This is a genomic window from Mycetocola sp. CAN_C7, from assembly GCF_015752285.1.
In the GTDB taxonomy this organism is placed as follows: domain Bacteria; phylum Actinomycetota; class Actinomycetes; order Actinomycetales; family Microbacteriaceae; genus Mycetocola_A.
The window spans coordinates 272,921-297,456 of record NZ_JADOUY010000001.1 but is presented as its reverse complement, the minus strand read 5'-3'; the positions used below and the strand labels follow the sequence as shown (position 1 = coordinate 297,456).

Annotated in this window: 26 protein-coding genes and 2 pseudogenes; 19 read left to right on the top strand and 9 right to left on the bottom strand. The window is 66.1% G+C overall.

From position 1 onward, the window contains the following. Positions 1 to 41 precede the first annotated feature (41 nt). From IWX78_RS01305 to IWX78_RS01295, 3 genes are read left to right on the top strand one after another with little or no spacing between them, the layout of a single operon-like run. A complete protein-coding gene (locus IWX78_RS01305) occupies positions 42 to 455 on the top strand; it encodes an SRPBCC domain-containing protein (RefSeq protein WP_196831586.1) in 414 nt (137 codons plus the stop codon). Positions 456 to 496: 41 nt separating this feature from the next. Beyond that, the gene (locus tag IWX78_RS01300) at positions 497 to 766 is read left to right on the top strand and encodes a glutaredoxin family protein (RefSeq protein WP_196831585.1); all 270 of its coding nucleotides are present in this window, start codon (positions 497 to 499) and stop codon (positions 764 to 766) included. Then, positions 763 to 1,062: a Dabb family protein gene (locus IWX78_RS01295; protein ID WP_196831584.1), complete on the top strand. Its 300-nt coding sequence runs from the start codon at positions 763 to 765 to the stop codon at positions 1,060 to 1,062. The genes IWX78_RS01300 and IWX78_RS01295 overlap by 4 nt, the downstream gene beginning before the upstream one ends. A 36-nt stretch (positions 1,063 to 1,098) precedes the next feature. On the opposite strand, the gene aspS is transcribed toward IWX78_RS01295, so the two are convergent. Next, positions 1,099 to 2,439 carry an aspartate--tRNA(Asn) ligase gene (gene aspS, locus IWX78_RS01290; RefSeq protein WP_334684486.1) on the bottom strand — a complete coding sequence of 447 codons (1,341 nt, stop codon included), beginning with the start codon at positions 2,437 to 2,439 and terminating at the stop codon, positions 1,099 to 1,101. A gap of 105 nt (positions 2,440 to 2,544) precedes the next feature. Between aspS and IWX78_RS01285 the strand changes: the two genes are divergently transcribed. From IWX78_RS01285 to ccsB, 6 genes are read left to right on the top strand one after another with little or no spacing between them, the layout of a single operon-like run. Further along, entirely contained in the window at positions 2,545 to 3,180 is a 636-nt protein-coding gene (locus tag IWX78_RS01285) for a histidine phosphatase family protein (protein WP_196831583.1), read from the top strand. 8 nt (positions 3,181 to 3,188) lie between these two features. Then, positions 3,189 to 3,764 (top strand): TlpA family protein disulfide reductase, encoded by a 576-nt coding sequence (locus tag IWX78_RS01280; RefSeq protein ID WP_334684485.1) that lies wholly within the window; start codon positions 3,189 to 3,191, stop codon positions 3,762 to 3,764. A gap of 8 nt (positions 3,765 to 3,772) precedes the next feature. Further along, on the top strand, positions 3,773 to 4,519 hold the full coding sequence (locus IWX78_RS01275) for a cytochrome c biogenesis CcdA family protein (RefSeq protein WP_196831581.1): 747 nt from the start codon (positions 3,773 to 3,775) through the stop codon (positions 4,517 to 4,519). Further along, entirely contained in the window at positions 4,503 to 6,185 is a 1,683-nt protein-coding gene (gene resB, locus IWX78_RS01270; protein ID WP_196831580.1) for a cytochrome c biogenesis protein ResB, read from the top strand. The genes IWX78_RS01275 and resB overlap by 17 nt, the downstream gene beginning before the upstream one ends. Beyond that, on the top strand, positions 6,182 to 6,595 hold the full coding sequence (locus IWX78_RS01265) for a DUF3054 domain-containing protein (protein ID WP_196831579.1): 414 nt from the start codon (positions 6,182 to 6,184) through the stop codon (positions 6,593 to 6,595). Before resB ends, IWX78_RS01265 begins: the two co-directional genes overlap by 4 nt. Positions 6,596 to 6,640: 45 nt before the next feature. Next, positions 6,641 to 7,588, top strand: a complete 948-nt coding sequence (ccsB, locus tag IWX78_RS01260; RefSeq protein WP_196832077.1) for a c-type cytochrome biogenesis protein CcsB — start codon at positions 6,641 to 6,643, stop codon at positions 7,586 to 7,588. Between the two features lie 13 nt (positions 7,589 to 7,601). Here the strand turns inward: ccsB and IWX78_RS01255 are convergent, their stop codons facing one another. Then, positions 7,602 to 8,621, bottom strand: a complete 1,020-nt coding sequence (locus IWX78_RS01255; protein ID WP_196831578.1) for an o-succinylbenzoate synthase — start codon at positions 8,619 to 8,621, stop codon at positions 7,602 to 7,604. Positions 8,622 to 8,695: 74 nt separating this feature from the next. Here IWX78_RS01255 and IWX78_RS01250 point away from each other — a divergent pair, with 74 nt between their 5' ends. Both IWX78_RS01250 and IWX78_RS01245 read left to right on the top strand, forming a co-directional pair. Next, positions 8,696 to 9,601 (top strand): 1,4-dihydroxy-2-naphthoyl-CoA synthase, encoded by a 906-nt coding sequence (locus tag IWX78_RS01250; RefSeq protein ID WP_196831577.1) that lies wholly within the window; start codon positions 8,696 to 8,698, stop codon positions 9,599 to 9,601. A gap of 112 nt (positions 9,602 to 9,713) precedes the next feature. Continuing rightward, positions 9,714 to 10,880: an AMP-binding protein gene (locus tag IWX78_RS01245; protein WP_196831576.1), complete on the top strand. Its 1,167-nt coding sequence runs from the start codon at positions 9,714 to 9,716 to the stop codon at positions 10,878 to 10,880. A 66-nt stretch (positions 10,881 to 10,946) separates the two neighbouring features. Here the strand turns inward: IWX78_RS01245 and IWX78_RS01240 are convergent, their stop codons facing one another. After that, a complete protein-coding gene (locus IWX78_RS01240; protein ID WP_196831575.1) occupies positions 10,947 to 11,396 on the bottom strand; it encodes an Hsp20/alpha crystallin family protein in 450 nt (149 codons plus the stop codon). Positions 11,397 to 11,577: 181 nt separating this feature from the next. Between IWX78_RS01240 and IWX78_RS01235 the strand changes: the two genes are divergently transcribed. Beyond that, positions 11,578 to 12,567: a 1,4-dihydroxy-2-naphthoate polyprenyltransferase gene (locus IWX78_RS01235; RefSeq protein ID WP_196831574.1), complete on the top strand. Its 990-nt coding sequence runs from the start codon at positions 11,578 to 11,580 to the stop codon at positions 12,565 to 12,567. A gap of 7 nt (positions 12,568 to 12,574) precedes the next feature. On the opposite strand, the gene IWX78_RS01230 is transcribed toward IWX78_RS01235, so the two are convergent. After that, positions 12,575 to 12,868: a DUF4229 domain-containing protein gene (locus IWX78_RS01230; protein WP_196831573.1), complete on the bottom strand. Its 294-nt coding sequence runs from the start codon at positions 12,866 to 12,868 to the stop codon at positions 12,575 to 12,577. Positions 12,869 to 12,956: 88 nt separating this feature from the next. Between IWX78_RS01230 and IWX78_RS01225 the strand changes: the two genes are divergently transcribed. The 3 genes and pseudogenes from IWX78_RS01225 to IWX78_RS01215 all read left to right on the top strand — a co-directional run. Continuing rightward, positions 12,957 to 13,373 carry a PLDc N-terminal domain-containing protein gene (locus tag IWX78_RS01225; protein ID WP_196831572.1) on the top strand — a complete coding sequence of 139 codons (417 nt, stop codon included), beginning with the start codon at positions 12,957 to 12,959 and terminating at the stop codon, positions 13,371 to 13,373. Further along, positions 13,366 to 15,057: a 2-succinyl-5-enolpyruvyl-6-hydroxy-3-cyclohexene-1-carboxylic-acid synthase gene (gene menD / locus IWX78_RS01220; protein ID WP_196831571.1), complete on the top strand. Its 1,692-nt coding sequence runs from the start codon at positions 13,366 to 13,368 to the stop codon at positions 15,055 to 15,057. Before IWX78_RS01225 ends, menD begins: the two co-directional genes overlap by 8 nt. A 45-nt stretch (positions 15,058 to 15,102) precedes the next feature. Further along, positions 15,103 to 15,804 (top strand): annotated as a pseudogene (locus tag IWX78_RS01215) (PPK2 family polyphosphate kinase); the annotation flags it as partial. Between the two features lie 37 nt (positions 15,805 to 15,841). Here the strand turns inward: IWX78_RS01215 and IWX78_RS01210 are convergent. Then, positions 15,842 to 17,125 carry an IS256 family transposase gene (locus tag IWX78_RS01210; protein ID WP_196831569.1) on the bottom strand — a complete coding sequence of 428 codons (1,284 nt, stop codon included), beginning with the start codon at positions 17,123 to 17,125 and terminating at the stop codon, positions 15,842 to 15,844. A 68-nt stretch (positions 17,126 to 17,193) separates the two neighbouring features. Here IWX78_RS01210 and IWX78_RS16315 point away from each other — a divergent pair. Continuing rightward, positions 17,194 to 17,364, top strand: a pseudogene (locus IWX78_RS16315) (polyphosphate kinase 2 family protein); the annotation flags it as partial. Positions 17,365 to 17,831: 467 nt separating this feature from the next. Here IWX78_RS16315 and IWX78_RS01200 read toward each other — a convergent pair. Further along, entirely contained in the window at positions 17,832 to 19,091 is a 1,260-nt protein-coding gene (locus IWX78_RS01200; protein WP_334684484.1) for an isochorismate synthase, read from the bottom strand. A 111-nt stretch (positions 19,092 to 19,202) separates the two neighbouring features. On the opposite strand from IWX78_RS01200, the gene IWX78_RS01195 reads away from it, so the two are divergent. Together IWX78_RS01195 and IWX78_RS01190 are read left to right on the top strand one after the other, a co-directional pair. After that, positions 19,203 to 19,910 (top strand): demethylmenaquinone methyltransferase, encoded by a 708-nt coding sequence (locus IWX78_RS01195; protein WP_196831567.1) that lies wholly within the window; start codon positions 19,203 to 19,205, stop codon positions 19,908 to 19,910. Between the two features lie 138 nt (positions 19,911 to 20,048). Next, entirely contained in the window at positions 20,049 to 20,891 is an 843-nt protein-coding gene (locus IWX78_RS01190) for a pentapeptide repeat-containing protein (protein ID WP_196831566.1), read from the top strand. Between the two features lie 92 nt (positions 20,892 to 20,983). Here IWX78_RS01190 and IWX78_RS01185 read toward each other — a convergent pair whose 3' ends face one another. From IWX78_RS01185 to IWX78_RS01175, 3 genes are read right to left on the bottom strand one after another with little or no spacing between them, the layout of a single operon-like run. Continuing rightward, the gene (locus tag IWX78_RS01185; protein WP_334684483.1) at positions 20,984 to 21,835 is read right to left on the bottom strand and encodes a putative protein N(5)-glutamine methyltransferase; all 852 of its coding nucleotides are present in this window, start codon (positions 21,833 to 21,835) and stop codon (positions 20,984 to 20,986) included. After that, the gene (locus tag IWX78_RS01180; RefSeq protein ID WP_334684482.1) at positions 21,832 to 22,410 is read right to left on the bottom strand and encodes a YdeI/OmpD-associated family protein; all 579 of its coding nucleotides are present in this window, start codon (positions 22,408 to 22,410) and stop codon (positions 21,832 to 21,834) included. Before IWX78_RS01180 ends, IWX78_RS01185 begins: the two co-directional genes overlap by 4 nt. Then, on the bottom strand, positions 22,407 to 22,832 hold the full coding sequence (locus tag IWX78_RS01175; protein ID WP_196831565.1) for a VOC family protein: 426 nt from the start codon (positions 22,830 to 22,832) through the stop codon (positions 22,407 to 22,409). Before IWX78_RS01175 ends, IWX78_RS01180 begins: the two co-directional genes overlap by 4 nt. Positions 22,833 to 22,969: 137 nt before the next feature. Here IWX78_RS01175 and IWX78_RS01170 point away from each other — a divergent pair, with 137 nt between their 5' ends. Beyond that, positions 22,970 to 24,529: an APC family permease gene (locus tag IWX78_RS01170; protein WP_196831564.1), complete on the top strand. Its 1,560-nt coding sequence runs from the start codon at positions 22,970 to 22,972 to the stop codon at positions 24,527 to 24,529. The last annotated feature ends 7 nt before the right edge of the window (positions 24,530 to 24,536 follow it).

The following is a 24,536-nucleotide window of genomic DNA, read 5'->3' as shown; positions in this document are numbered from 1 at the left end:
ATCGGTCCCTCGCGGGAATTGTACCCATTAAGCTCGGCTGTATGAGCGAATCGAAGAACACCGCAGGTCCGGGCGCGGACGCGGGCTGGGATGTCGGCGTTCGCAAGACCGTCGCAGCACCGGTGGACACGGTCTGGTCGTACCTTCTCGGCGCGGGGCTCCCGATGTGGCTCGGCGAGATCCGCGAACTCCCGACGAAGAAAGGTGTTCGCTACAGCACCACCGACGGTGTGCGCGGCACCATCCGTGGCTACGACCAGAAAAAACTCGTTCGACTCACCTGGCAGCCGGACGACTGGCCCCATGACACCACCCTCGAACTCACGCTGACGAAGGCCGGAGACGGCACCACCCTCGGCATCCACCACGAGGCCCTCGCCGACCGCGACGAGCGCCGCATGATGGTCGGGCACTGGCACCGGGTCGCCGACTCGATCGTCGCCCACTTCGCGTAACCGGCCGCGACCGGTCGGTGCCGGACGATTAGGCTGGGTGCGTGACCACGGCATCTCTCACCCTCCTCGGAAAACCGGGCTGTCACCTCTGTGACGACGCCCGCACTGTCGTCATCGGTGTGATCGAGGAGCTCGGAAGTCGAAACGACGCCCCCGAGCTGACGTTCGACGAGGTCTCGATCCTCGACGACGCCGAGCTGAACGACCGCTACGCCGAAGAAATCCCCGTTCTGCTCATCAACGGACGGGTCCACAATTACTGGCGCATCGACCCGGTCCGCCTCACAACCGCACTCCTGGAGCTCACATGATCCGCCACATCGTCTGCTGGAAGCTCGCTGCAACGGATGCTGCAACCAAGGCGGAACACGCCGCCGAGATCACTCGCCAGATGGATGAGCTGCCCGCGCTCATCCCCGAGATCCGCTCGCTGCAGGTCGGCACAAACGTACTCTTCCCCGAGGTCAACTGGGATGTCGTGCTCGTCGCCGACTTCGACGACGCTGACGCGCTCGAGCGGTACTCGGTGCATCCGGAGCACCAGCGGGTCGGAGCATATATCGGCACCGTGCGCGAAGACCGGGTCGCCGTCGACTTCGAGGTCTGACGCAGGCCGTCCCTCGGCGCGTGCGGGACGCGTCGCTTACGGGAGCAGGCGGGTGGGCCCACGGAAGAGGTAGGTCACCTCACGGATCGACGTCTCGTGCAGCATGAGCATGAGAACCCGGGCGAGGCCCATACCGAATCCGCCGTGCGGGGGCACGCCGTAACGGAAGAAGTCGAGGTAGAAATCGAGCTCTTCCGGCTCGAGCCCCTTCTCCTTCGCCTGCGCGATCAGCACGTCGACGCGGTGCTCGCGCTGGGCGCCCGTCGAGATCTCGACACCGTTGAAGATGAGGTCGTAGCTCTTCGTGAGCGACGGGTCTTCGTCGTTCCGCATGTGATAGAACGGGCGGATGCTCGACGCGTAGTCGGTGAGGAACACGAACTCGTGACCGAACGTCTCGGCGACGTATGCGGCGATCTGCCGTTCGCCTTCCGGGTCCATGTCATCATCCGCGCGCGGAACCTCGTAGCCGCGCTCGGCGACGATGCGCTTCGCCTCGGCCAGCGGGATGCGTGGGAACGGAGTCGACGGCACCGTGACGTCGAGGTCGAACAGCGCCTTGATCTCCTCGCCGTGCTTCTCCTTCACCGCGCTGAAACCGGCGACGATCAGGTCTTCGTGCAGCTGCATGACATCGTCGTGCGAGTCGATCCAGCTGATCTCCGAGTCGATCGAGGTGAACTCGGTCGCATGGCGCGAGGTGAACGACGGGTCGGCGCGGAACGCCGGTCCGACTTCGAAGACCTTGCCGAAGCCGGCGGGCTGCGCCATCTGCTTGAAGAACTGGGGGCTCTGCGCGAGGTAGGCCTTCGTGTCGAAGTATTCGACCTCGAACAGTTCCGCGCGTGACTCGCTCGCAGACGCCATGAGCTTCGGGGTGTGGATTTCGATGAAGTCGTTGTCGATCCAGTAGGTGCGGAGCGCGTGCTCGAACGTCGTCTGGATCCGGAAGATGAGGTTCTGCTTCGGGTTGCGCAGGTCGAGGAAGCGCCAGTCCATGCGTTTGTCGAGGCTCGAGTCCGCAGCGATCGGCGTCTCGGGGTTCGCTTCGCCAACGACGACGAGGCTGTCGAGCTTGATCTCGAGGCCGCCGAGCTTGACCCGCTCGTCCTTCTTCAGCGCTCCGGTGACGGTGACGAATGAGCCGTGAGCGAGCGCCGAGATCGACTCGGTGATCTCCAGTCGAGCCGCAGAAGACTCGTCGTCCGGGTTGAGCTCGCGCACAGCCGGATTGACCAGCTGTGCAGCACCTGACTCATCGCGCAGCACGATGAACTGGACCTTCTTCTGGTCGCGGACGGTCTCGACCCAGCCGGAGACGGTCACGGGACCCTCGGGCAGGGCGGCCAGGTTCTTGATCAATACTCGTGTAGTCACGAGGGACAAGCTTACGCGAGCGTGCAACTGCCGCGATTTCCCGCTCCAACCGGGCAGGAGAGCTCTCGGTACTTTCCAAGTTCTACGATACGTAGACTGGGAGGTGTGGTAGCCAGCCAGATCCATCTCGTCCGTCACGGTGAGGTGCATAATCCCCTTCGCGTCCTGTACGGACGCCTCCCCGGCTACCGCCTGTCCGAACTCGGCCAGCAGATGGCCAGCGCAGCGGCAGACGATCTCGCCGACCGCGACCGGGAGATCACGAGAATCGTGGCATCCCCGTTGCAGCGCGCTCAGGAGTCGGCTGCTCCGCTCGCCGACCGGTTCGCGCTCGACGTCGTCACCGATGACCGGATCATCGAACCGACCAACCACTTCGAGGGCACCATCATGCGCCTCGCCCTGCGGAATCCGGCGAACTGGTACGCCCTGCGCAACCCCAACAGGCCCAGCTGGGGCGAACCGTACGTTTCGATCGTCGCCCGGATGCTCGATGCGGTCCGCGACGCCTGGGAGTCGACGCCGTCGGGCGATGTCGTGCTGGTGAGCCATCAGCTCCCGATCTGGATGGTGCACTCGGCTCTCGGTGACGGCCGCCTGCCGCACGATCCTCGCCAGCGCCGATGTGCGCTCTCGAGCATCACGACCTTCGAGCACCGCGACGGCGTCTTCGTCGAGGTCGGCTACACCGATCCTGCTGCCTCCCTCGCCGCGGACGCCACCGACGTGGGTGCCGTATGAGTCGACGGATGCGCGTGGCCGCGACCCTTCTCGCCGCCGCGGTTGTTCTCACGGGTTGCGCCAGTGATCCGCTGGCCGAGCAGTACACCGAGGGCAGCAACAAAGGCTACATCGCCGGTGACGGCACCGTGACCGAAATCGCCGAGTCCGAACGCGGCGAATCGATCAGCTTCGCTGGAACGACCGAGACCGGTGACGAACTCTCGTCTGCGGACTTCGACGGCGACGTGCTCGTCGTCAACTTCTGGTACGCCGCCTGTGCTCCGTGCCGGGCCGAAGCGCCGGCGCTGCAGGAGCTGAGCGCCGAGTACGACGGGAAGGGTGCGCAGTTCGTCGGCGTGAACGTGTACGACCAGGCCGATACGGCGATCTCGTTCAACGAGACCTACGACATCACTTACCCGTCGATCATGGATGTCGCCGACGGCGCCGTGAAACTCGCCTTCACCGGGACCGTTCCACCCAAGGCCGTGCCAACCACGCTCGTGCTCGACAAGGATGGCCGGGTCGCCGCGCGCATCCTCGGCCAGCTGAAGGATGCCTCCATCCTCGACACCCTCATCCGCGACGCGATCGCGGAATAGGGCCCGCCATGAACCCGGGTGAGATCGTCCTCAACGGCCAGCTTGCTGCGGCCATCCCCATTGCGCTGCTCGCCGGACTCGTCTCGTTCGCTTCTCCGTGCGTTCTACCCCTCGTGCCCGGGTACCTCGGCTATGTGAGCGGAATGTCGAACGGGCCGCGCTCGAAGACCGCGCCTGCCCGTTCGCGCGTGATGCTCGGCGCGCTGCTGTTCGTTCTGGGGTTCAGCCTCGTCTTCGTGTTGATCGGGGCATTCGCCGGTACCATCGGCGCGTTCGTCGTGCAGTGGCAGGATGTCATCACTCGCGTGCTCGGGGTCGTCGTCATCATCATGGGCCTCGTGTTCGTCGGCCAGTTCTCCTTCCTTCAGCGCACGGTGAAATCGAGCTTCAGGCCTGCAACCGGACTTGCTGGAGCGCCGATCCTCGGCATCGTCTTCGCGATCGGCTGGGCGCCCTGCCTCGGCCCGACCCTCATCGCCATCCAGGCACTGAGCCTCAGTTCCGGATCGACCGGCCGTGGCGCGGTTCTGGGACTCTTCTACTGCCTCGGGCTCGGCATCCCCTTCCTCCTCGTCGCAGCCGGACTCGACTGGGTCACCGGTTCTGTCGCATTCCTGAAGCGGCATATCCGCGCTATCAACGTCGGAGGCGGCATCCTGCTTCTCATCATCGGAATCCTGATGGTGTCTGGTCTGTGGGGAGTTCTCATGTCACGAGTCGGAGTACTGATCGAGGGCTATGTCACGACCATCTGATTACGTCGATGCAGGAGCACCGCAGCGCGAGGAGTCCCCCCGGGGCGACATCACGCAGCCGAAGCTCGGCTTCGTCGGCACCCTGCGGTTCGTCTGGCGTCAGCTCACGAGCATGCGCACGGCGCTGCTTCTGCTGCTGTTGCTGGCGATCGCTGCCGTCCCTGGTTCGCTCGTTCCTCAACGGAGCTCCGACCCGAACGGCGTCATCCAGTACTTCTCCGACAACCCGAGCCTCGCGCCGGTTCTCGACAACATCCAGATGTTCGACGTCTACGGCTCGGTGTGGTTCTCGAGCATCTACCTGCTGCTCTTCGTCTCGCTGATCGGCTGCGTGATCCCGCGCACCAAACACCACTTCCAGGCCATGCGCGCCCGCCCACCCCGCACCCCGGCACGGCTGGAGCGTCTCGGTGTTCACCGCGACATCACGCTCGAGGGCGGGGACGCAGGAACGGCGATCGAGTCGGCGCATGCCCTGCTCAAGAAGTCCGGCTATCGCACCGAGCTGTACCAGGGCAGGAACGGCGATGTCTCGGTCTCGGCCGAGCGCGGCTACCTGCGTGAAACCGGCAACCTGGTCTTCCACTCGGCGCTCGTCGGGATGCTCGTCACCGTCGCCGTCGGCGGCGGTCTGGGCTACGCCGGCCAGCGTGTCGTGGTCGAGGGCCAGACCTTCGTCAACACTCTTCTCGACTACAACTCGTTCAACCCCGGCCGCTTCTTCAACCCGGACACCCTCGCCCCGTACGCGCTGTCACTGGACTCCTTCGACGTGGAGTATGAGCAGCAGAACCTCGAGGCATACGGACAGCCCGTCGACTTCACGGCCAACGTCACCACCCGCCTGCCGGGCGGAGAAACCGAAGAACGGTCGATCAAGGTCAACGATCCGCTCCGCTTCGAGGGCACCGATGTCTTCCTGCTCGGCAACGGGTATGCACCAACGATCACCGTGCGCGACCCAGACGGCAACGTCGTCTTCACCGACTCCGTCCCGTTCCTCCCGCAGGATGCCAACCTCACCTCCCTCGGCGTCATCAAGATCCCGGACGGCCTCGAACAACAGATCGGCATGATCGGGTTCCTGTACCCGACGGCATATGAACTGGAGACCGGAGCGTACACGTCGACGTATCCCGACCTCGTCTTCCCTGTTCTCACGCTCAACGTGTACTCCGGCGACCTCGGCATCAACGACGGCGCCCCGAAATCGGTGTACTCGCTCACGATCGATGACATGACCCAGCTCACCGGTGGTGATACCGGCGTCGACTCGATCGAACTGCTGCCAGGCCAGAGTCAGGACCTGCCCGGTGGTCAGGGCACGATCACCTTCGAAAACGCCGATCCGGATGCCGCCACGACGGCCGACGACGACGTGGCGACCGCCGACTATGCCGACTCCGTACCCCGGTTCGCCTCGTTCGACGTGCACCACGACCCCACCCAGGGCTGGGTGCTGACCTTCGCGATCCTCATCCTCGGCGGACTGCTCACCTCGTTGTTCGTGCCGAGGCGTCGGGTCTGGATCAAGGCGACGGACACCGCAGAAGGAACGGTCCGCGTCGAATACGCCGGTCTCGCCCGTGGCGAGGACCCGGGTCTCGCCGAAGCGGTCGACGCGATCGCCTACCGGCACGGAACCGCACTCGGCCTGCCGCGATGAGCGCGAGCCCGACCTGGGTCGTGCGCGTTCTCGGCATCGACCTGCTCGCCACCCTGGTCTTCGCGATCATCGGTCGGGCCAGTCACCACAAAGGCTTCACGATCGTCGGCCTGCTCGAAACCTGGTGGCCGTTCGCCGCAGCGCTCACGCTCGGCTGGCTCGTCACCCTCGCGTGGCGCCAGCCCTTCGGCACGGTCTGGCCCGGCCTCGGGCTCTGGGTCGTCGCCGTCGTCGGCGGGATGCTGCTTCGCACGTTCTCCGGGCAGGGCACCGCCGTGCCGTTCGTCGTCGTGGCGGCACTCTCCCTGGCACTTATGCTCCTGGGCTGGCGGGTGATCCTGGCCATCGTGCTTCGGCGTCGCGCCACGGCTCGCTCCGACCGCCGCCGCGAAACCGAGAGGTACTCTTAGACCGTGGACTTGAACGAACTTTCAGTGCTGTCCCTCTGGTCAGCCATGGCGATGTACGCACTGGCCTTCATTGCGTTCGCGCTCGACCTCGCCAAGCGCTCGGCCGAGGTCTCAGCCGTCGGAAACGAAGCAGCATCCGCAGACGCGGCATCCGTCTCGGCTACAGCGACGTCGGGTGGAGGCATCGCCACTCTCGCGCGAGCCGATATCGACGCACCCCAGGTGGAGCCGAAGCGTTCCGCCGTGCTTCGCGTTGCCGTCGCCCTCACCGTCCTCGGATTCCTGCTCCAGTTGACCGCGACGGTCACCCGAGGTGTCGCCGCCGAACGCGTTCCGTGGGCGAACATGTACGAGTTCGCGATGACAGGGACCCTCCTCATCATCGCCGTGTACCTCGCCGTCCTCGTGCGCGTCGACCTCCGGTTCCTCGGCACATTCATCACCGGGCTGGTGCTCGTGCTCCTCGGCATCGCCGCGGTGAACTTCTACGTCGAGGTCGTTCCGCTGCCGCCGGCGCTGCAGTCGGCGTGGCTCATCATCCACGTCTTCGTCGCGTCGCTCGCGACCGCGTTCTTCGCTCTGGGTTTCGCGCTCTCTGTCCTGCAACTCGTGCAGCACCGCCGCCAGCTCATCGGGATGGACCTGCAGCGCCTGAAGCTCAAGTTCCTCGCCACCCTGCCGTCAGCCGAGCGACTCGAGAACCTCGCATACCGCACCAACATCGTGGCGTTCATCCTCTGGACGTTCACCCTCATCGCCGGAGCCATCTGGGCCGAGCGTGCCTGGGGCCGGTACTGGGGCTGGGACACCAAAGAGGTGTGGACGTTCATCATCTGGGTGATCTACGCCGGATACATCCACGCGCGGGCTACCCGCGGCTGGCGCGGTTCACGGTCGGCCTGGCTGTCGATCATCGGCTTCACGGCCGTGATGTTCAACTTCTCGGTCGTGAACCTGTTCTTCAAGGGCCTGCACGCCTACTCGGGACTGTAGTCGGCCAACCGGGTCAGGCAGACGGGTCAGCCGACAGCAGCGCGAAGCAGCGTCGCAGCCGGTCACGCCACCAGTCGCGGCGTTCCGCTGACGCCGCGTAACCGTCGAGCAGGCGCGGCGACGGGATGACCCGACGCACGTCGATCGCTCCGTTCACGGCGCGCAGCGGGTCATCCGTCACGTCTGCAGAGAGCAGCGACGCAGTGCCCAGGCCGCAGTCGTACTCGAGTTGAGGAACCGCGGCGGCCAGCCAGGCACCCATCGACAGCCCGACAGAGGTGTCGAGTGCGCTCGACACGACGACGGGAAGCCGCGCCTCGGCGATGATCTCGAGCGAACGACGGATGCCGCCGAGCGGCTGCGCCTTCAGCACGAGGATGTCTGCGGCTCCGGCCCGAGCGACGACGAGCGGGTCAGCGGCCTTGCGCACGCTCTCGTCTGCGGCGATCGGCACGCCCATGTACTTGGTCCTCCGCCGGATCTCGACGAGCTCAGGCACCGTGTCGCACGGCTGCTCGACGTACTCGAGATCGAATTCGGCCAGGGCGTGGATGGCGTGCTCGGCTTCGTCGACGTTCCAGCCACCGTTGGCGTCGACGCGGATGCGGCCTTCAGGACCCATCAGGTCCCGAACCGCCCGCACCCGGGCTACGTCCTCGACGAGGGTCTGCCCGCGTTCGGCGACCTTGACCTTGGCCGTGCGGCATCCGTCGAAGCGTTCGAGAATCGCGGCGACGCGGTCGACGTGCACGGCGGGCACCGTCGCATTGACCGGGATGCTGCGGCGCACGGGGGAGGGCAGGTCGCCCTGGGCGAACTCGATGGCTGCCCGCAGCCAGGTGGCGCTCTCCGCGTCGTCGTACTCGGTAAACGGGGAGAACTCGGCCCACCCGTTCTCGCCCTCGAGGAGCAGGGCCTCCCGAACCTCGATACCGCGGAACCGGGCGGCGAGCGGAAGTGCCACGACGCGTGCAGACGCGAGCAGATCAGGGAGCTCCGGCAGCGGCCGGCCGAACGACGGTGTGTCAGGCATGCTTTCATTCTGCCGTGCGCGGCGGGAAGGAGTGCACGCACCGCCCAACGCGCAATGCAGCATAGGCTGAAATCATGACGGTGTCTGAGATCTTCGACGAGAACGAGTGGGCCGAGGTCGCCGGGTTCGGTGCCCTGACCGATATCACCTACCACCACGATGTTTCCGGGCGGATCGCCCGGGTGGCGTTCAACCGCCCCGAGGTGCGGAACGCCTTCCGTCCGCACACCGTCGACGAGTTGTACCGCGCTCTCGACGACGCCAGGACGAACCCACGCATCGGCGTCGTGCTCCTGACCGGTAACGGCCCGAGCCCGAAGGACGGCGGGTGGGCGTTCTGCTCGGGCGGCGATCAGCGCATCCGCGGTCGTGACGGTTATAAGTACTCCGAGAGCGACGAGGCATCCGGCGTCGACACCGCACGCAGCGGTCGCCTGCACATCCTCGAGGTGCAGCGACTCATCCGGTTCATGCCGAAGGTCGTCATCGCCGTCGTTCCCGGCTGGGCGGCGGGCGGCGGGCACTCGCTGCACGTCGTCTGCGACCTGACGATCGCCAGCCGTGAGCACGGCAGGTTCAAACAGACGGATGCCGACGTCGGCTCCTTCGACGCCGGCTACGGCAGCGCGTACTTCGCTCGCCAGATCGGGCAGAAGTTCGCGCGCGAGATCTTCTTCCTTGCCGAGGAGTATTCCGCCCAGCGTGCCTACGAGATGGGTGCCGTCAACGCCGTCGTCGAGCACGCCCAGCTGGAGTCGACCGCCCTGGACTGGGCTCGCACCATCCTCACCAAGTCGCCGACGGCGATCCGCATGCTCAAGTTCGCGTTCAACGCCGTCGACGATGGGCTGGTCGGGCAGCAGGTGTTCGCGGGGGAGGCCACCCGTCTGGCCTACGGCACAGACGAGGCCGTCGAGGGGCGAGACTCGTTCCTCGAGAAGCGGGAACCGGACTGGTCGCCGTACCCCTGGCAGTTCTGAGCCGGCACCCGGTGGTCGGGTGCCGCGGAGCGAGGCGACGCCGCGTATCGAGGCCAGACGACCACGCTCGTTCGCCGGTTGGCCGTCGGGTCGACGGTCGTACACTGAAACCATGACGCGGATGCTCGTTCGGGTGCCGGCGACGAGGCCACTCGACCTCATGGTCGAACTGCGGCGCGCTCTCGACCGTTCAGGGCCCGCGATCACCCCGACACCGTTCGACGAAGCGGGGGCGACTCCGGTCGAGCAGGTTCCTCAGCCGATCGGCATCGTGGTCGAGACCTCCGGGTCGACAGGCGTGCCGAAACGGGTCGCCCTCAGCTGCGACGCACTCCTGGCCAGCGCGGCCGCCAGCGCGACCGTGCTCGACGGGCAGGGGCAGTGGCTTCTCGCACTTCCCGCTCACTACATCGCCGGGGTGCAGGTGCTCGTGCGCTCGATCGCCGCCGGCACGATTCCTGTGGTGCTCGACCCCGGCCCGTTCGACCCGTCATCGTTCGTCGACGCATCTCGTTCGATGAGCGGAGAGCGGCACTACACCTCGCTGGTCCCACTCCAGCTGGCCCGCCTTCTCGACAGCCGGTCGGGGGTGATGGCTCTTCGCCGCTTCGATGGGATCCTCGTCGGCGGCCAGGCCACGCCGCCACAACTCCTGCAGCGCACCGAACAGCTCGGGCTGCCGATCTTCCGGACCTACGGATCGAGCGAGACATCCGGCGGTTGCGTGTACAACGGTGCGCCGCTCCCCGGGGTCCACGTCAGGGTCGTCGACGGTCAGATTGAACTCGCCGGACCCATGCTCGCCGAGGGGTACCTCGGTGATGCGGAACTCACCGACCGTGTGTTCACGGTCGCAGAGGGACAGCGCTGGTACCGCACGGGCGACCTCGGCGCATTCGAGGACGGCCACCTGCTGGTCACCGGTCGCGCAGACAACGTCATCATCTCTGGAGGCGTGAACGTCTCACTTGACCGGGTGGAACGGGTCGTGCGCGGCCTCCCGGACCTGACCGAATCGGTCGTCGTCGGCGTTTCTGACGAGAAGTGGGGCCAGGTGCCTGTTGTCGTCACCGCGGCAGGCTGGCATCCGACCCTGCGTGAGATCGCGGATGCCGTCGCCGACGCGCTCGGTAAGCCCGCACGCCCTGCTCACGTGGTGAGGCTCGACGAACTGCCGACGCTGCCATCGGGCAAACCCGATCGGCTGGCGATCGTGGCGATCGTCGCCGTCACCCTGCGCGGTCGGGATCCGGATGCCGTCAGCCCCCCCGGGCGTTAACGCTCGCGTGCAGACAGAACGACCGGCCGAGGCTGGTGCCCCGGCCGGTCGTCGGTCACGACGTGATCAGGCGTCGACGGATGCGGGTGATTCCTGCACCGTGAGGTTGCCTTGCTCGTTGCCGGCCGCGACCTCGATCTTGCGGGGCTTCGCGCGCTCGGTGACGGGGATGGTGACGCTCAGCACGCCGTTGGTGTAGTTGGCGGCGATGCGTTCGATGTCGATGCCCTGGCCGAGGTTGAGCTGGCGAAGGAACGACCCCGACATCCGCTCGCGGGCGATCCACTTGGCTCCTTCGGCGGCTCCGAGGGTGCGTTCGGCGCGGATCGTGAGCAGCTGGCCGTCCACATCGATGTCGACGGAGCCCGGGTCGATACCGGGAAGGTCGGCAGCGAGTACGTAGTGATCGCCGTCGCGGTACAGGTCCATCGGCATGAGTCGTGGCCCCTGGCGCGAGCCGAGCATGGCCTCCGTGACGCGGTCGAGGTCGCGGAACGGGTCGAAGTTCAGTGCCATCTGAAGTGTCCTCCTGGTTCGTTGTCTCTCTGAAATTGAGTGGGGTTGAGTCGATGTGACTCAACCTGAAAAATATATTAATCACCGGCGTCACAATCTCAAGTCGGATGCCGTTTGCCGTGAGCGAACGGACGACGCGGCCAGCCCGGTAAACTGCTCGCGGAACAGAGGAGGTTGCCCGGTGGCAGCTCGACAGCAAAGACTCACACCCCCGCACGCCCCGAACGGCCCCCGGCCGAAGGGACGCGGCAAGAGCGGCAACCCCGCTGCGAAGCCGTTCGAGAAGATCCGGCCGGCCACGTTCAGGGACTGGGTCGCAGGGGCACGCGTCTTCACGCTGTCGATGTCGGTCTCACCGGTGCTCGCGGGAACGGGAGCAGCAGCCGTCGCCAACGACCCGGGTGAGTTCCACTGGGTGCGCGCACTGCTCTGCCTCGTCGTGGCTGTCAGCCTGCAGATCGCCGTCAACTACGCGAACGACTACTCAGACGGCATCCGCGGAACGGACCGCCACCGCGTCGGGCCCTTCCGCCTCGTCGGCAGCGGCAAGGCGCGGCCGAGAACGGTCCTTCTCGTTGCGTGCGTCTTCTTCGGCATCGCCGCGGTCGCCGGGCTCGTACTCACCGTTATCACCGGGCTGTGGTGGCTCATCGCCGTCGGCGCCATCGCGATCCTCGCCGCCTGGTTCTACACCGGCGGCCGTCGCCCCTACGGCTACAACGCCCTCGGCGAGCTCTTCGTCTTCGTGTTCTTCGGTCTCGTCGCCACGCTCGGAACCGCTTATGTGCAATCGTTCACCCTCAACCAGGAGGCGTGGCTCGGCGCAATCGGAGTCGGTCTGATCGCGGTTGCGACGCTCATCGTCAACAACATCCGCGACATCGCGCAGGACAAGGAGGCGGGCAAGCGGACGCTCACCGTTCTGCTCGGACAGACCGCCAGCCGGGCGCTCTACATCGTCTGCCTGCTCGTCCCGTTCGGCATCGCCGTCTGGCTTGCGGTGTTCTACCCGATCGCCTGGTTCGCTCTGTTCGGGCTGCTGGCTGCGATCCCCGCAGCGGTGATCGTTGCGACGGCGCGCACCGCCAGGGAGTTCGTGGTCGCCCTCAAGATCACCGGGCTGGTTCAGTTGCTCTTCGGTGCGGCCCTGCTCTGGGCGTTCTGGAAGTAACCGCGGGTCAGCGGTCGGTGCGGGAACCGGGGTCGGATGCCGCAGCATCCGTCACCGAGTCTTCGGCGTCTTCGTCGCCCGCCGGCGTCTTCGAACCGTGGCGAAGCTCGTAGAGGTCGCGAGACACCGCCTCGCGGGGCGTGCGGAGCGCGATGTACGAGATGCTCAGCCCGATCAGGGCGGCGAGCACCGTCGCGATCCACGGCTCGATCCCCAGCAGCAGAAGAAGCGTCAGCGGGAGCGCGAACGCGAGCAGGCGGAGCACCGTGTAGTACACGACGGGTGGGATGCTTTTCACCATTCCAGTGTAAGCCGCCCGCCCGGGAGCACCCTCGCTGGTCGCCGTCGACAGGGGGCAAGTTCCCAGAACTCCCGGCTACGATGGGGGCATGCGTTGGTGGATCATTCTGATAGTCGGTCTCGTAGTTGCGACGATCTATTCGGTGATCGATTGCGCCCTGATCCCGGCCAACCGGGTCCGCGGGTTGAAGAAGCCGGCGTGGATCGTCATTATTCTGCTGCTCCCCGTTCTCGGTGTCGTGTTGTGGTTCACCATCGGTCGCGCTCGCGCCGGTCGTGAAGCCCGGCCGCGTCTCGCTCCGGACGACGACCCGGCGTTCATCGGAACGCTCGGCCGCGACAAGGAACAGGACGAGCGCATCCGCCGTCTCGAAGAGGAGCTGGCCGCTCTCGACTCCGACTCGGCCGACCCTGATGTGACGGGCAAGGCCACCCCCACTCCAGACAACAGTCCAGACGGAACAGGCGGACACACGCCAGACGACTCTGGCCGAACGGATGCCTGAGGCCGGTCCGGCCACGACGTACTCCGTCGCCCTCCTCGAAGAGCTGGTGCGCCTCGGCGTTCGTGACGTCGTCGTCTGCCCCGGCTCGAGGTCGCAGGCCCTCTCCCTGGCCGCCGCTGCACTCGAGCGTGCCGGTTCGCTCCGTCTGCACGTGCGAATCGACGAGCGGGTTGCGGGGTTCCTCGCGCTCGGGCTCGCCGTCGAGAGCGGTGTCCCCGCCGCGGTGATCGTGACGAGTGGCACCGCCGTCGCGAATCTGCACCCCGCCGTGCTCGAAGCGCACCACTCCGGGGTGCCCCTTCTGCTGCTCACCGCCGACCGCCCTGACGAACTCCGCGGCATCCGTTCGAATCAGACCACGCACCAGGCCGGCATCTTCGGGGTGGCTGTGCGCTTCACCCGTGATGTGTCAGCACCGACAGGTTCCGGCGATGAACGGGCAGCGGCGCGCACCCTCGCCGGGCTTGCCGTCGACGCTGCTGTGGGAGTCGGGCCGGCCGGCCCCGGCCCCGTGCATCTCAACCTCGCGCTGCGCGAACCGCTCTCCACACCGCTCGCCGACCTGGAACGGGTCGAACCCGCCGGAACTCCAGCGGCCGTCACCGCGAAGAAGATCACCCGTCCAGGCATTCTGCTCGACCGGGCGAAGCGCACCGTCGTCATCGCCGGGCACGGATCGGGGCCGGTGGCCGAGGCCGTTGCGCATGCCGGAGGCTGGCCCCTCCTGTCCGAGGTCTCGAGTGGTGCTCGGTTCGGCCGCAACCTCGTCGTCGCCTACCGTGAACTGCTCTCGGATCCCGAGTTCGGCGGCAGGGTGGAGCGCGCAGTTGTCTACGGACACCCCACCCTCAGCAGGCAGGTTCCCGCGCTTCTGGCCCGTGAGGGCGTCGAGGTGATCGTCGTCGCACCCACCGGAGACGAGGTCTACAACCCCGGGCGACGGGCTGCGCACATCGTCGGCGCCGTCACCGTCGCAGACGGCAGCATCGACCGGGCCTGGATCGGTTCGTGGGTGCAGGCATCCAGGCAGATCTCCGAGGACAAGTCCGTCGATGTCGCCCCTGACCTCGAAGCGGCGCATTCCTCCGACCCCGCGACGAGACTCGGCTACGTGAAGGGTGAGTTCGACGCCATCCGAGCCCCGATCGACCGGCGGATGCTCGCGCTCGCCGTCTGGGGCGCCACCTGGCCGCATGACCGGCTCGTGCTCGGGGCATCCCGTCTCATCCGCGACGTCGACGCAGCGGTGCCAGGCAAGAAGATCCACGTGCACTCGAATCGCGGGCTCGCCGGGATCGACGGAACCGTCTCGACTGCTCTCGGCATCGCGCTCGCCAGCCAGGTCGAGGGCGCCGGGATCACCCGGGTTCTCCTCGGCGACCTCACGCTCCTCCACGATGCGGGGGCCCTGCTCGGCGGTGAAGGCGAGCGGATGCCGCGGATCCAGGTCATCGTCGGAAACGACGGAGGCGGAACCATCTTCGACGGGCTCGAGGTGGCTGAATCCACCGAGCACGCCGACTTCGACCGGGTGCTGTACACACCGCAGCGGGTGGATCTCGCCGCGCTCGCCGCCGCATACGGCTGGACCTATCTCACGGCGACCACACGGGGAGAGCTCGACCAGGCGCTCACCACACCCGTGACATCCGGGGTTCTCATCGAGGTTCCGCTGGAGCGTTGACCGCACGCTCTTGAGCACGGCGACGCCGACGGCCACAATGAGCAGATGAGCTCATCGACGCGCGCCACCAGCTGGGAAACGGACCCTTCGACTCTTCTCCGGGTCGGGCCCGGCTTCTCGCTCGCCGACGTCGATGCTGACGCCACGCCGGGTTTCGGCGGAGGCAAATCGGAGGGCAAACACGAACTGGCGAAGGCAGCGGACCACCTGAGCGAGACGCAGGAGCGCCTCTTCGCGGCGTCGAAGGGCGGGGCGACGGATGCCGTTCTGCTTGTTCTGCAGGCTATGGACACGGCGGGCAAGGGCGGGATCGTGCGTCACGTCGTCGGCGCGGTCGACCCGCAAGGTGTTGCGCTCGCAGCGTTCAAGGCGCCGACCGAAGAGGAACTCTCGCACGACTTCCTGTGGCGGATCGCCCGGCGCACTCCCGAGCCGGGATACATCGGGGTGTTCGACCGGTCGCACTACGAGGATGTGCTCATCGCGCGGGTGCGCGGACTGGCTGATGACCCCGAGATCGAACGTCGCTTCGGGGCGATCGCCGAGTTCGAGCAGGGTCTCAGCGATCGGGGCATCCGTATCGTGAAAGTGATGTTGCACATCAGTGCCGACGAACAGAAAGCGCGGCTCGGCGAGCGGCTGGACCGCGCAGACAAACACTGGAAGTTCAACCCGGGCGACATCGACGAACGCCGGCGGTGGGGCGACTATCAGGCCGCCTACCAGACCGTGTTCGACCGGACGTCGGGACTATCTCATTAACGGTGTTTCCGGCGGTTTTCATTTAGTAGGTCTCCGCGGCCGGCCAGCGGTCTGCGAAGGTGATGGCGAACGCGTTCAGTGCAGGCTTCCAGCGCATTGTCCATCGGGTGCGGCCACGACCGGTGGGGTCGAGGCTACGAGTGACAAGATACAGGCACTTCAGTGCTGCCTGCTCGGTTGGGAAGTGACCCCGGGCGCGAACCGCGCGCCGGTATCTTGCGTTGAGGGATTCGATCGCGTTTGTGGAGCAGATCACGGTGCGGATCTCGAGGTCGTAGTCCAGGAACGGGATGAACTCTTCCCACGCTGATTTCCAGAGCCGGATGATCGCCGCGTACTTCTTCCCCCATTTCTCGTCCATGTCCTCCAAGGCTGCTCTCGCGGCGTTCGGGTTCGGGGCGGTATAGATCGGCTTCACGTCGCGTTTCAGAGCGTCCCAGTCCTTCTTCGACGCAAGTTTGAAGGTGTTGCGGATCAGGTGGATGATGCACGTTTGCACCGTCGTGAGTGGCCACACGTTTGCCACAACATCGGGCAGTCCCTTGAGCCCGTCACAGACGAGGAAGAACGTGTCCTTGACGCCACGGTTCTTGATGTCGGTCAGGACGCTCATCCAGAACTTCGCCCCCTCACCACCGGTTCCCACCCACAGCCCGAGGACGTCTTTCTCCCCAGCCAGGGTCACGCCGATTGCCGCATAGACGGGCCGGTTGGCGACTTGCCCGTCACGGATCTTCACGACGATCGCGTCAATGAAGATCGCCGCATACACCTCGTCGAGGGGTCTCGCGGACCATTCGTTCATCTCCTCGATGACTTTGTCGGTGATCCTCGAGATCGTTTCCTTCGAGACCGAGGCACCATAGATCTGGGCGAAGTGCGCACTGATCTCACCGGTGGTGAGCCCGTTCGCATACAGCGACAGCACGATCTCATCGACCCCGTTCAGGCGCCGCTGGCGCTTCTTTACGATGACCGGCTCGAACGAGCCGTCACGGTCTCGGGGGACCTCGATCTGGACATGCCCGGTCGCCTCCGTCAGGACAGTTTTGGGTCGTGAACCGTTTCTCACGTTCGCTGACTCTCGGCCGGGATCGGCGTGATGCTTCTCGTGGCCGAGGTGTCCGGTCATTTCCTCGTTCAGTGCCGCTTCCAGCACAGATTTCGTGAACTGCTTCAACAAGCCGTTAGGACCCGTCAATGACAGGCCCTGTTCTTGGGCCAGTCGGACTAGTTCCCGGGCCGCGTCGGCCTCAGCCGACGGCTCCATTTTCTTCTTCGAACTCACAACATCCAGTGTCGTCATCACGGCACCTTCCCGCCGAATTTCACTTCAGCGATTCAGGCCGGAAACACCGTTTAATGCACAGTCCCCGGACGTCGACCGCTGCGGCGCCGTGGTTCGTTGTGCCTGCGAACAAGAAGTGGTACGCACGGATCGCTGTGCAGAATCTGTTGCTCGAGGCGCTGACGGCGATCGATCCGCAGTGGCCTGCGGCGGATTTCGACGTCGAGGAGCAGAGGGCGCGGCTCGCGGCATCCTGAGGTTGCGCGGCCGGTGGCGTTCGTTCGTCCGTCGTTAGTGGCGGGTTTGGGGGCGGGAGGTGCGCGTAAGTGACGGATGAAGCGTTGCGGTCGTGGTGGCGTCCGTTCGTCCGTCGTTAGTGGCGGGTTTGGGGGCGGGAGGTGCGCGTAAGTGACGGATGAAGCGTTGCGGTCGGGGTGGCGTCCGTTCGTCCGTCGTTAGTGGCGGGTTTGGGGGGCGGGAGGTGCGCGTAAGTGACGGATGAAGCGGTCCGGTCGGGGTCGGGAGGCATCCGTTCGTCCGTCGTTAGGGGCGGGTTTGGGGGTGGGAGGTGCGCGTACGTGACGTGAAGCGCTGCGATCGGGGGGCATCCGTTCGTCCGTCGTTAGGGGCGGGTTTGGGGGTGGGAGGTGCGCGTAAGTGACGGATGAAGCGTTGCGGTCGTGGTGGCATCCGTTCCCAGGTGCGGTGACCCGAGGACCCCTACTCAGCCGAACGCGTCGATAATCGGTCGAAACTTCATGCGGGTTTCGGTCAGTTCCTTCTCCGGAACCGATTCGCCGACGATCCCGCCACCCGCATAGGCCGTGACGTCCCCGCCCGGTTCGACCTGAGCGCACCGCAACGCGATCGCCCATTCGCCGTCGCCGTCGGCGCCGACCCAGCCGACGGGTCCCGCGTAGCGCCCGCGATCGAACGGTTCCAGCTCGGCGATGAGGGCAACCGCAGCCGGCGTCGGCGACCCGGCGACCGCCGCAGTCGGATGCAGCGCGTCGATCAGGTCGAGGGATGTCGCGTCGTCGGTGAGCGTGCCCTCGATGTCGGTCGCGAGGTGCCACAGGTTCGGCAGCTTGAGGGTGAACGGCATCTCGCTCGTCAGCACGTGCGAGGTGTGAGGACGCAGCGAAGACAGCACGCTCTGCACCGCGAACTGGTGCTCGTCCTGGTCTTTCGAACTGGTGACGAGGTTTACCGCTGCCTGCTGGTCGGATTCGGCATCCGCCCCGCGCGACGCCGTTCCGGCCAGAACCCGCGCGGTGACGGAACCGTCCTGTACCCCGACGAGAGTTTCAGGGCTGGACCCGATGAGGCCATCGACGGCGAAGGTCCAGCAGTCCGGGTAGCCGAGCGCGAGGTCAGACACGACGCGACGCAGGTCGGCATCCGCCGGGATGTGACCGGCGAGGTCGCGCGAGAGCACCACCTTGCTGAGGTCGCCTTCGAGGATCCGCCCGACGGCCTCGGCGACGTGCGCCTGGAATCCCGCCGCCGTTTCCACCCCCGGAGTGAGCGTGACGCGGTACTCGGGGCCGAGCGCCGTCGCGGTCGGCTGCCGCGGGGCATCCGTCCGGCCGTCGTCGAGACGGATGCTTGTCAGCCAGGTCACACCGTCGCGTCGCCCGATCACCGCCTGAGGAACGATCAGCACACTGGACTGGTCGGACTGGTCGGCGAACGTGAACGTGCCGAAAGCGACGAGACCGGTGCCGGGCATCCGCAGGGCATCGTGCACGGTCGCGGCTGCAGCGACCTCGCGCCAGGCGGCTGCGGCATCCTGCATGCGGTTCGGCCCGGAGAACTCGAGTCGGAGTGCCTCGCCGATCCCGGCGAGTCCGCAGCCCTTGCGCAGCCACAGCAGCGGCGCGAGGGGGTCGACGAGGGCGATCAGTGAGCGGATGTCGTCGACCTGGTGGGTTTCGACGATGAGGTGCTGCACGGTGGACGAGAGTGTGCCGGGTTGAGTCACCCTCTCAGCGTACGCCTCGGTCCGGGAGCTCCAGCCGCACGGCGACTGACGGATGCTGCCTGGCACCGCAACCCACCGGCCGCCTTCGGGTCGCGGTCGTACACTGGGGAGATGAACAAGGCAGATCTTTCCAAGCAGCCCGCGCAGGTATCGGCCATGTTCGATCAGGTGTCCACGCACTACGACCGCACCAACACCGTGATGAGCGTCGGCAACGACCAGCTCTGGCGGGTGGCGACGACGCGGGCCGTCGATCCGCACCCCGGCGACCGCATCCTCGACCTTGCAGCCGGCACAGGCACGTCGAGTGCCTCTCTCGCCAAGTCGGGCGCCACGGTCATCGCCGCGGACTTCTCGCCCGGCATGATCGAAGTCGGTCGCAAGAAATTCGGTCGCGTGCGCAACCTGCAGTTCGTCGAGGCGGATGCCACGAATCTCCCGTTCGCCGACGACGAGTTCGATGCAACGACGATCTCGTTCGGGCTGCGGAACGTCGTCGAGCCGAAGAAGGCGATCGCCGAGATGTTCCGGGTGACCAAACCGGGTGGCCGTATCGTGATCTGCGAGTTCTCGACCCCGCCGCACCCTGTGATGAAGGGGCTGTACGACTTCTACCTCAAGCGGGTCACACCTGTGCTGGTGAAGTTCTCGAGCTCGAATCCCGATGCGTACGACTATCTCAACGACTCGATCAAGGCGTGGCCGGTGCAGGCCGACCTCGCGTCCTGGATGCGAGGCGCCGGCTGGACCGAGGTCAAGTACAAGAACCTCACCGGCGGCATCGTCGCCCTGCACAGAGGAACCAAGCCGCGCATCTGAGCCGCGACCGGCGTCCCAGCCGAAACACCGAAACAGGGTTCTCTGCCCGGCCACAGCCGGCGCATGCAACCCTGTTCGGTATTTTGCGAGGGTGTCGCGCCCGGATGGCAGACTGAAGGTGACCGAAGGAGGCTAGCCATGGATCTGATCCCGCTGACCCCGGTCGATCGCCGCGGCGGCCTCCGCGCCGACTGTTCCCGCTGCGTCGGACTCTGTTGCGTTGCCCTCGCCTTCGCCCGCTCGGCAGACTTTGCGTTCACGAAGGATGCCGGCGACCCGTGCGTCAACCTCGCCGAGGACTACCTCTGTGTGATCCATCCCGAACTGAGGCAGCGCGGTTTCAAGGGCTGCACGGTCTTCGACTGTTTCGGGGCCGGGCAAAAGGTGACCCAGCACACGTTCGGAGGCACGAGCTGGCGCGACGACCCCGACGTGCGCCGGGAGATGTTCGGCATGTTCCCGCTCGTCCGTCAGCTTCAGGAACTGCTCTGGTACCTCGACGGAGCCGCCGGGATGCCGCAGACGGCTCCGATCCGCGACGACCTGGAACGGGCGTACGAGAAGACGGAGGCGCTGACCAGGGCCTCCGCCGACGACATCCTCTCGCTCGATCTCGACGAGTACCGAGGCGCGATCGCGCCAATCCTCCACCGGGCGAGTGAACTGGTGCGGGCAGGGGTGACCCTCTCGACAGCCGCAGCGGGCATCCAGCCGGGAGCCGACCTCATGGGGGCGCTCCTCGCGGGTCAGGACCTGCGAGGAGCCACCCTGCGCGGCGCCTGGCTCATCGGCGCCGATCTCCGATCCTGCGACCTGTCGCTCGCCGACGTCATCGGGGCTGACTTCCGCGACACCGAGCTCGGGGGAGCGGATCTCGGATCGACACTGTTCCTCACCCAGTTCCAGGTCAATGCCGCGCACGGTGATGCCTCGACAGTCCTGCCGCCATCCGTCTCTCGTCCCTCGCACTGGCGGCGCTAAGTCGTTCCGAACCGCGAGGGAGCAGTTTCGACCTCAAAACGGCCGTTCCCCAGGATTTTGGGTGCGCAACTGCACTCTCGAATGCTCGACGGTCAGGAAAGCGTCCCGGTCACGACCGTGGCGTCGAATCGCTCCGAGCGTTCGATCACAGCAGTGAAACCCGCGCGCGAAACGAGGTCGGCGGTGCGAGCCGCCTGCACATCGCTCGTCTCGAGAAGGAGCGAACCGCTCGCTCGCAGCCAGTCGGATGCCTCGGCGGCAATCCGGCGGTGGAGGTCGAGTCCGTCCTGTCCTCCGTCGAGTGTCGCGCGAGCTTCGTGCAGCCTGGCTTCCCTCGGCATCGTCTCGATCGCAGCCGTCGGTACGTAGGGAGCGTTCGCGACGAGAAGATCGACCCGTCCACGCAACCCGGCCGGCAGCGCTGAAAAGAGGTCGCCGAGCATCACCGCGCCGGCGCCAGCGAGGTTCTCGCGCGCACACGCGACAGCAGCAGCGTCGATATCGGTCGCGTACAGCTCGGCCTCCGGTACGCGTGTGGCAAGCGCGGCCGCGATCGCGCCGCTTCCGCAGCACACGTCGACGACAACCGGATGCCCGCGTCCGGCCACGAGCGACGCCCCGAGCGCCACGAGAAAGGCGGTGCGTCGCCGCGGGACGAAGACCCCTGGCCCCACGCGCACGCGAAGACCGCAGAACTCAGCCCAGCCGAGGATGTACTCGAGCGGTTCCCCGCCGATACGACGGACGATGAGCGCGTTCAGTTCGACCCGGTCCGCTGCCGCCTCGGCGAGCAGTCCGGCCTCGTCCTCGGCGAACACGCATCCGGCTTCCCGGAGCTGATCGACGACCTCCTGAAGCGAGATCCCGAAAAGCGCCCCGTGATCGCCGGAGCCGGACACCGGTTGAGCACGTTCTGGTGTCTCGTGACCGAAAACTCCCGTCACCCGTAGAACTTCTCACCGCGAGCGAGCTGCTCGACGAACGCGGCGATCCGCCTGGCTCGTGTTTCCGGTCTCTTGGCATCCTGGATCCGGTAGTACACGGCAAATCGGTTCTGGCTGTTGAGGGTCTCGAAGAATGCGGCGGCATCGGCGTTCTCAGCCAGCGCTGCCAGAAAGTCCGGGTGCGGCTCCGCGGTTTTCGGGCCCGCATACGCCCGTTCCCAGCGACCGTCTGCGCGAGCCCGCTCGACCTCCGCCAACCCACGCGGTTGCATCCGCCCGTCGGCGATCATCGCCTCAGCCGTGCCCACATTGCGAAGCGACCAGGGGCTCCGCGCTCGCCGGGGCGTGAACCTCTGCACGTAGGTGGCGTCGTCGACGCGTTTGGCCTGTCCGTCGATCCACCCGAAGGCGAGGGCGACGTCGAGTGCTTCCGCGTAGGTGATGGTGGTCTGCCCCGACCCTTTTTTGGCCATCACCAGCCAGATTCCGTTGGAGGTCTCCTGATTCTCCTCGATCCAGGCACGAAAGTCGTCAGGCCCATCGAAGCGCAGTGTCGGCTGTTCGACCGCCATCATCCGCCCAGCGTCGATCCGCTTCGTAACTCGAGGATCTCGAGGTAATGCGCGTTGTACATGACCCCGAGGATGTTGCCGAACGGGTCGATGACCGACCCGGTGACGAAGCCGGGCCCTCTCGTCGTGACGTCCTCGTGCAGCGTCGCACCGAGCGACAGCAGCCGCGTCATGGCAGCCTCGACGTCGTCAACGTGCCAATAGGCGATCAGGCCACCAACCTCGGTCGACGAATGCGGCGAGTACCGTCGATCGAGCAGACCCAGCTCGTGCTGGTAGTCGCCGATCCGGAACTCGAGGTACCCGGGCGGGCCGGTCTCAGGGCGGGCGAAGTACGGGCCGATGCCGAGGACCTCGGTGTACCACTCACCGGCCTTCTCCACGTCGTCAGCGAACAGAACCGTTGTCGTCAGCCCCCGAAGCATCCGAGCTCCTCTCGTCGCGCACTGGCTCCCATCTTCCTCGGAACAACCGATTGGGTCTATGGCCGGGCAATAAATCTCGTGAGCATCCCTCAAAGCGGGCATTGACAGCCGAATCGGGCTGGCAGTAGCTTTCGGGCATGACTACCCCGTCGACGGATGCCACGCGTCCGGCCGCTTCCGGCGGCGAAGGAAAAGGCCTGGCAACGGGCACCCTCGGCCTGTGGGGATCGGTGGTGATCGGCCTCGCGTCGACTGCTCCCGTCTACTCGCTCGTCGCCACCCTCGGGTTCGTGGTGCTCGCCGTCGGCGCCCAGGCGCCCATCGCCTTCATCGTCGCGTTCATCCCGATGCTCTTCATCGCCTTCGCCTACCGTGAACTCAACCGCGCGGTGCCGGACTGCGGAACGGCGTTCACCTGGGGGACGAAAGCCTTCGGTCCGTTCGTGGGCTGGATGGCCGGCTGGGGCGTCGCCGTCGCCGGCATGGTCGTCCTTGCGAACCTCGCCCAGATCGGCGGACAGTACCTTTGGTTGCTCGTCGGGGATGGGTCTCTGGCCTCGAATGTGCCCCTCGTCACGTCGACGGGGGTCGTGTTCATCGCCCTGATGACGTGGGTGAGCTACCGCGGAGTCGAACTCGGCGAACGCATCCAGAACATCCTGCTGGCCGTGCAATATCTCGCCCTGGCGCTCTTTGCCGTCGTCGCGTTCATCCACGTCGCCAACGGCACGGCACCCAACGCCACCCCGATCTCGCTCGAGTGGTTCAACCCGTTCGCCTTCACCGACTACTCCGGCTTCATCGAAGCCGTGCTCCTTGCGCTCTTCATCTACTGGGGCTGGGACACCTGCCTGTCCCTCAACGAGGAGACGAAAGACCCGAAGCGGATCCCGGGGCGGGCAGCACTCGTCACCACCGTCATCCTGCTCGTCACCTACGTCACCGTCGCGGTCGCGGCGATGTCGTATGCCGGTCTCGGCACGGACGGCGCCGGGCTCGGCAACGAAGACAACGCCAACGACGTCTTCCTCGCCCTCAAGGACCTCGTGCTCGGGCCGTGGGCCTGGATCCTCGTTGTGGCCGTGCTCGTCTCCGCCGTGTCGTCCACCCAGACGACCATCCTCCCCACCGCCCGTGGCACACTGTCCATGGCCGCGTACAAGGCACTGCCGCATCGATTCTCCGTCGTGCACCCGAAGTACCGGACCCCGTCGTTCTCCACCCTGGTGATGGGGATCGTCGCCATCGTCTACTACGTCGGGATGACCTTCATCTCCGAAAACATCCTCGCCGACTCGATCCTCTCGCTCGGCCTCGCGATCGCCTTCTACTACGGCATCACCGGCTTCGCCTGTGTCTGGTACTTCCGCAAGGAGCTGTTCAACTCGGCGAGGGACTTCTTCTTCAAAGGCCTGTTCCCGCTTCTTGGCGGGTTGATGCTCGCATACGCCTTCATCCAGTCCTGCATCGACATGTACGACGTGGACTACGGCTACTCGGTGCTGCTCGGCATCGGAGGAACCTTCGTCATCGGTGTCGGGGCCCTCGCGTTCGGCGTGGTGCTCATGCTTCTCTGGTGGGCGTATCCCGGCTCGAAGCCGTTCTTCCGGGGAGAGAGCCTCAACCGTGACACCGCCGTGCTCGTGCCGGACACCCCTGAGGTCTACGGGCGTTCCATCGACGGCGGATTGACCTAGACACCGA

Excerpts from the sequence above, each read along its gene's own strand:
- IWX78_RS01230 (WP_196831573.1), bottom strand. The coding sequence starts at position 12,868 with ATGGTGAAAAGCATCCCACCCGTCGTGTACTACACGGTGCTCCGCCTG.
- IWX78_RS01210 (WP_196831569.1), bottom strand. The coding sequence starts at position 17,125 with ATGACGACACTGGATGTTGTGAGTTCGAAGAAGAAAATGGAGCCGTCG.
- IWX78_RS01175 (WP_196831565.1), bottom strand. The coding sequence starts at position 22,832 with ATGCTTCGGGGGCTGACGACAACGGTTCTGTTCGCTGACGACGTGGAG.
- IWX78_RS01280 (WP_334684485.1), top strand. The coding sequence starts at position 3,189 with ATGCGCGTGGCCGCGACCCTTCTCGCCGCCGCGGTTGTTCTCACGGGT.
- menD (WP_196831571.1), top strand. The coding sequence starts at position 13,366 with ATGCCTGAGGCCGGTCCGGCCACGACGTACTCCGTCGCCCTCCTCGAA.
- IWX78_RS01305 (WP_196831586.1), top strand. The coding sequence starts at position 42 with ATGAGCGAATCGAAGAACACCGCAGGTCCGGGCGCGGACGCGGGCTGG.
- ccsB (WP_196832077.1), top strand. The coding sequence starts at position 6,641 with ATGGCGATGTACGCACTGGCCTTCATTGCGTTCGCGCTCGACCTCGCC.
- IWX78_RS01225 (WP_196831572.1), top strand. The coding sequence starts at position 12,957 with ATGCGTTGGTGGATCATTCTGATAGTCGGTCTCGTAGTTGCGACGATC.
- IWX78_RS01240 (WP_196831575.1), bottom strand. The coding sequence starts at position 11,396 with ATGGCACTGAACTTCGACCCGTTCCGCGACCTCGACCGCGTCACGGAG.
- IWX78_RS01190 (WP_196831566.1), top strand. The coding sequence starts at position 20,049 with ATGGATCTGATCCCGCTGACCCCGGTCGATCGCCGCGGCGGCCTCCGC.
- IWX78_RS01195 (WP_196831567.1), top strand. The coding sequence starts at position 19,203 with ATGAACAAGGCAGATCTTTCCAAGCAGCCCGCGCAGGTATCGGCCATG.
- IWX78_RS01265 (WP_196831579.1), top strand. The coding sequence starts at position 6,182 with ATGAGCGCGAGCCCGACCTGGGTCGTGCGCGTTCTCGGCATCGACCTG.
- IWX78_RS01255 (WP_196831578.1), bottom strand. The coding sequence starts at position 8,621 with ATGCCTGACACACCGTCGTTCGGCCGGCCGCTGCCGGAGCTCCCTGAT.
- IWX78_RS01250 (WP_196831577.1), top strand. The coding sequence starts at position 8,696 with ATGACGGTGTCTGAGATCTTCGACGAGAACGAGTGGGCCGAGGTCGCC.
- resB (WP_196831580.1), top strand. The coding sequence starts at position 4,503 with ATGTCACGACCATCTGATTACGTCGATGCAGGAGCACCGCAGCGCGAG.
- IWX78_RS01180 (WP_334684482.1), bottom strand. The coding sequence starts at position 22,410 with ATGATGGCGGTCGAACAGCCGACACTGCGCTTCGATGGGCCTGACGAC.
- IWX78_RS01170 (WP_196831564.1), top strand. The coding sequence starts at position 22,970 with ATGACTACCCCGTCGACGGATGCCACGCGTCCGGCCGCTTCCGGCGGC.
- IWX78_RS01295 (WP_196831584.1), top strand. The coding sequence starts at position 763 with ATGATCCGCCACATCGTCTGCTGGAAGCTCGCTGCAACGGATGCTGCA.
- IWX78_RS01245 (WP_196831576.1), top strand. The coding sequence starts at position 9,714 with ATGACGCGGATGCTCGTTCGGGTGCCGGCGACGAGGCCACTCGACCTC.
- IWX78_RS01275 (WP_196831581.1), top strand. The coding sequence starts at position 3,773 with ATGAACCCGGGTGAGATCGTCCTCAACGGCCAGCTTGCTGCGGCCATC.